General features: G+C 64.0%; 5 protein-coding genes. 1 reads left to right on the top strand and 4 read right to left on the bottom strand.

Annotated elements, in window-relative coordinates; genetic code table 11:
* The 4 genes from EN738_RS31475 to EN738_RS31460 all read right to left on the bottom strand — a co-directional run.
* The coding region (locus tag EN738_RS31475) for a carbohydrate ABC transporter permease (RefSeq protein WP_145966988.1) at nt 1-532 on the bottom strand (532 nt) is incomplete at its 3' end.
* An 11-nt stretch (nt 533-543) separates the two neighbouring features.
* Nucleotides 544-1410: a sugar ABC transporter permease gene (locus EN738_RS31470; RefSeq protein WP_127286999.1), complete on the bottom strand. Its 867-nt coding sequence runs from the start codon at nt 1408-1410 to the stop codon at nt 544-546.
* Nucleotides 1411-1518: 108 nt separating this feature from the next.
* Nucleotides 1519-2793, bottom strand: coding sequence for an extracellular solute-binding protein (locus tag EN738_RS31465; RefSeq protein WP_127286998.1), 1275 nt, complete (start codon nt 2791-2793; stop codon nt 1519-1521).
* Between the two features lie 240 nt (nt 2794-3033).
* The gene (locus EN738_RS31460; RefSeq protein WP_127286997.1) at nt 3034-3951 is read right to left on the bottom strand and encodes an AraC family transcriptional regulator; all 918 of its coding nucleotides are present in this window, start codon (nt 3949-3951) and stop codon (nt 3034-3036) included.
* Between the two features lie 209 nt (nt 3952-4160).
* Here EN738_RS31460 and EN738_RS31455 point away from each other — a divergent pair.
* On the top strand, nt 4161-4459 hold a 299-nt coding region (locus EN738_RS31455), incomplete at its 3' end, for an MATE family efflux transporter (RefSeq protein WP_245494828.1).

The following is a 4459-nucleotide window of genomic DNA, read 5'->3' as shown; positions in this document are numbered from 1 at the left end:
CCGAATAGGCGCCGTAGCCGTCGACGAAGGCCGCTTCCTCGATCTCCTTCGGCACGCTTTGGAAGGCCGGAATGGCGAGCCACATGATCACCGATATGGTGAGCAGCGAATAGGTGACGATCAGCGCCGGCAGCGTGTCGTAGAGGCCGATCTGCAGCCAGATCACCATCAGCGGTATGGCCACCGCCACCGGCGGCAGGAAGCGCAGCGACAAGACGAAGAACTGGATGTCGCCGGCGAAGCGGTTGGGATAGCGCGCCACCGCGTAGGCCGCCGGCAGGCCGAGAACGACGCCGATCAGCACGGCCAAGCCGCAGGCGACGACCGAGTTGTAGAGCCCGGTCATTACGCTGTCGCGGCCGATTATATAGCTGATGTTGGCAAAGGTCGGCGTGAACACCAGGCGCGGCACCCGCGTGATGATATCGACGTTGTTCTTCAGCGCATTGAGCGCCGTCCAGACGAGCGGGAACACGGCGAGGAATCCGGCCAGCGCCAGGATGGCCTTGGCGATCAAGCGGCCCGGTCGCATGCGGTATGGCCTCATGTCTGCACCCGCTTCCACAGCATGGTGAAGGTGATCACGGTGGCGATCATCATCAGCACCGCCATGGCCGACGCGTAGGAGACCTTGCCGGACTCGATGAAGCCTTGCGAGAACGCGTACATGTCGAGCGTCTCGGTCGCCACGCCCGGCCCGCCGCGTGTCATCACATAGATCAGGTCGAAAGAGCGCAGCGATTCGATCATCTTGACGAACATCAGGCTGATCAGCGGCGCCTTGAGCATCGGCAGCGTGACGTAGGCGTGGATCTGCCAGCGCCTCGCATGATCGAGCCGCGCCGCCTCGATCGGCTGCGGCGGCAATGTCTCGAGCAGCTTCAGCACGATCACCGCGAAGAACAGACCCCACTGCCAGACATCGACCGAGGCGACGGCGAACAGGGCGGTCGAGGCCTTGGAGAGTGGATCTAAGATCAGGCCGCCGGTGACCAGCCGGTAGGGATAGGTGGCGATGCCGTAGAGCGGATGATAGGCGAACTTCCACACGAAGGCCGCGGAGACGCGCGGCAGCAGCACCGGGATGATGAACAGCAGGCAGTAGACATTGCGCAGCCGCGGCGACGCCACTTCGAACATCAGCACGCCGAGGCCGATGGCCACCACCATGGTCGCCACGACGGTGACGATCTCCCATTTGACCGAGACCCAGACGGCGTTGAGGAAGCGGCGGTCGAGGAAAAGGTCGGCGAAATTCGAGAACCAGACCCAGGAATAGCCCGGCGAACTCAGCTCGCGGTTCTGCAGGGCGATGACGATGGCGTAGAGCGTCGGCACCATCGACAGCACCAGCAAGATGGCGAGCGTCGGGACAAGAAATGTGACGGGCAGGGAAGAGCGTCGGCGCATGGCCTATCCTCGCGGGCCTTTTCGGTGTTGGCTATCTTGAGAAAACACGCGGCGCGCAGGTCCCGGCATTCCGGCGAATGCCGTGGACCGCGCGCCGCGGCGGGAGGACTACTTCTTCTTCACCAGCTCGTTGGCGTAGGCCTCGAGTTCGTTGAGGCTGCCCTTGATGTCGGTGCGCGTGCCGGTGACCAGCTCCTCGAGGATGATGCCCCAGCGGTCGCCGAGATCCGGCCAGCGCGGATCCTGCCAGAAGTTCACCGCCGTCACCTTGCCGGTTTCGGCCAGCGCCTGGCCGAGATCGGCGCCGTAGATGTCGGCGAATTCCTTGCTGGACAGGATGCTGGTGCGGTTGAGCTCGCCGAACTGGTGCGCGTCGAGCCGGCGCTTTTCGTTCTCCTTCGATGTCGCCCAGGCGACGAACAAGCCGGCGCACTTCTTCGAGGCGTCGTCCGGATTGGCCTTCGTCGCGATGGCGAGGCCATGGCCGTAGCCGCCGCCAGGCAGCGGCGCGGGCGGCGGCAGGAAGCCGACCTTGCCGACCACCTGCGAGGTTTTCGGATCGACTGCCATGCCCGACAGCGGCGTCGATTCGACGAGGATGGCGACCTGGCCGGAGAGGAAGGCGCCGGTCGATTCATCCCAGCTGCCGGTCTGCGTGCCGGGCGCCGAATCCTTGAACAGCTTGAGGTAGGTCTCGGTCGCCTTGACGGCGGCGTCCGAATTGAAAGCCGGCTTGTCGCCGTCGAACCACTTGCCGCCATAGGCCTTGAAGTAGGGCATCCAGCGCCAGACATTGGCGCCCGAGCCGCGCGCGCCACGCAGCGCGATGCCATACATGCCCTTGTCGGCATTGGTCAGCTTCGGCACGTCGGCGAGCAGCTCGTCCAGCGTCTTCGGCGGCTGGATGCCGGCGGCCTCCAGAATGTCCTTGCGATAGACCATCAGGTCGCCGCCGCCGGTCAGCGGCGCGAACCAGACCTTGCCGTCATAGGTGGCGACCTTCTGCCGGCCCGGATCGAAATCGGCGAAATCATATTCAGCCGGATAATAATCGGCGAGCGGCGCGATCCAGCCGGACGAGGCGAACAGCGCGACATTGGCTTCGTCGACATAGTAGACGTTGTAGTTGCCGACGGTGGACGCATCGGCGCGCGACTTTGCCCGGCGGTCGTTCTCGTTGAGGTAGTCGATCTGGAAGCCGGCGCCGGAGAGCTTCTTGAACTCGTCCTTGGAGTCCTCCAACAGCGTCAGTCCGTCGCGCGGCTGGGCCAGCACCTTGACCGGCGCCGAGCAGACCGGCGCCTGCGCCAGCGCCATCGTTGAAGCGGATGCGGTAAGCACGAAAGCTGCGCCCAGGCTGGCAGCGAGCCGAGTTGATTTCATTGGTTTTTCTCCTCCAGGAATAGTCGCGGGAAGCGGCTGTCCTCGGGCTAAGCGACCCTCACCGTCGCCCGAGCGACTTGCCACCCGTCGCCAAAATGAGGAGTTGCAAAGGGGCACGCTAGAAGCCCCGTTGCAGCAAACCTGTACTTTTATGCATTGTGCGGCGCAAAAAGCCGCCAAGGCGGGACCGGCCTGTCACACGAGTATCAGTGCTGTTTTGGGAGTCGGTTCCCGACCGGATCAGGCCCGCATCGCCAGCCGCTGCCGTGACAGCTTGCGGTAGGATGACGGCGTCATCTTGTGCTTGCGCAGGAAGGCGCGGTTGAAGTTGGAAATGTTCATGTAGCCGACCTGGAAGCAGATGTCGGTGATCGGGATGTCGGTGTCGGAGAGCAGCTTGCAGGCCTGCCACAGCCTGAGTTTGGCGACATGGTCGCTGAAGCTGTTGCCTGTGTTCTTCTGGAAGAAGCGCGAGAATGTGCTTTCGCTCATCCCGGCCAGTTCCGCCACATCCGGTAGCTTCAGGTCCTCGGCGAAGTGCTGGAACAGATAGGTCAGCGTGCGCTGGATGATGTCGAGCGATTGGGCGTCGAGCAGCGGCGAGAAATCGGGCGACGACAACAGCTCGTATTCATCGGTGCTGGCCAGGAGGTCGACCAGCTCGAGGAACAGGCAGAGCCGTGGCAGCCCGTGCACCGTGCCCATCCGTTCCATCAGCGCGGCGCCGTCGATTGCCGTCTGTCCGTGGAAGACCATGCCGCGCAGCGACCGCTCCAGGAACGGCTCCAGCTCGCGCAGCTCCGGCAGCAGGCCCGCCGAGCCGCGCAGCCGCTGCGGATCGAACTGCAACACGATATCGCGCCCTTCGATCAACTCGCCGGGCTGCACGGCCGTCACCCAGTCATGCGGCAGGCCACCGCCGACGATCGCCAGGTAACCCGGCCCGAACTCGCCGATATGATCGCCCACCAGCGCCACGCCCGACGATTTCCTGAGCAAATGGATTTCGTATTCCGGATGGAAGTTCCAGACGTTGCGTTCCCACGGATAGTCGTCCAGCCGCCACAGGAAACTGTCGCTCGCTTCGGTGACGATATGCTCGAAGGAGGGCACGGTGCGCGGGATCGCGGCGGTATTTTTCCTTTGCCTGAACGTCATCCATTCCTCCCGTCCCGGAAACCCGTAGCAGCCTCCGCGCGGCAAGTGAACGAGGCGCCGGCGCCGCTGGCTCAATGGTTCGCCGCCCGTCCTCCCTTGCCTTCATGTCGCGTTTCGTTCAATAGACGACGCAAACGGCGCCATTTTGCGCCGTTTGTGTGCGGCTTCCGGGCTCTGTCCCGACGCGCCGTGGTCTGAAGAGCAGGACAATGTCTGCGATCGAAGCCGGCGCTCGCGCGCCGGAAAATCTTTGGCGTCAGGAAATCAGGGCAACGCTTGCGCTTGCCTGGCCGATGGTGCTGACCAATCTCGGCCAGACCGCCATGACCGCGACCGACGTCATGATGATGGGTCGGCTGGGGCCGGACACGCTGGCAGCCGGCGCGCTCGGCGCCAACCTCTATTTCATGCCTCTGATCTTCGGTCTTGGCCTGATGCTGGCGACCTCGCCGATGATGGCGACCGAGCTCGGTCGCCGCCGCCATTCGGTGCGCGACCTGCGCCGCAC

Origin of the sequence: Mesorhizobium sp. M4B.F.Ca.ET.017.02.2.1 (genome assembly GCF_003998955.1) — a bacterium.
GTDB classification, from domain to species: Bacteria; Pseudomonadota; Alphaproteobacteria; order Rhizobiales; family Rhizobiaceae; genus Mesorhizobium; species Mesorhizobium abyssinicae.
The sequence above is the reverse complement of the archived record's forward strand: the minus strand, read 5'-3'. Positions and strand labels throughout refer to the sequence as shown.

What these genes read in the sequence shown, in the direction of transcription:
- EN738_RS31470 (WP_127286999.1), bottom strand. Translation starts at nt 1,410, where the DNA reads ATGCGCCGACGCTCTTCCCTGCCCGTCACATTTCTTGTCCCGACGCTC.
- EN738_RS31465 (WP_127286998.1), bottom strand. Translation starts at nt 2,793, where the DNA reads ATGAAATCAACTCGGCTCGCTGCCAGCCTGGGCGCAGCTTTCGTGCTT.
- EN738_RS31460 (WP_127286997.1), bottom strand. Translation starts at nt 3,951, where the DNA reads ATGACGTTCAGGCAAAGGAAAAATACCGCCGCGATCCCGCGCACCGTG.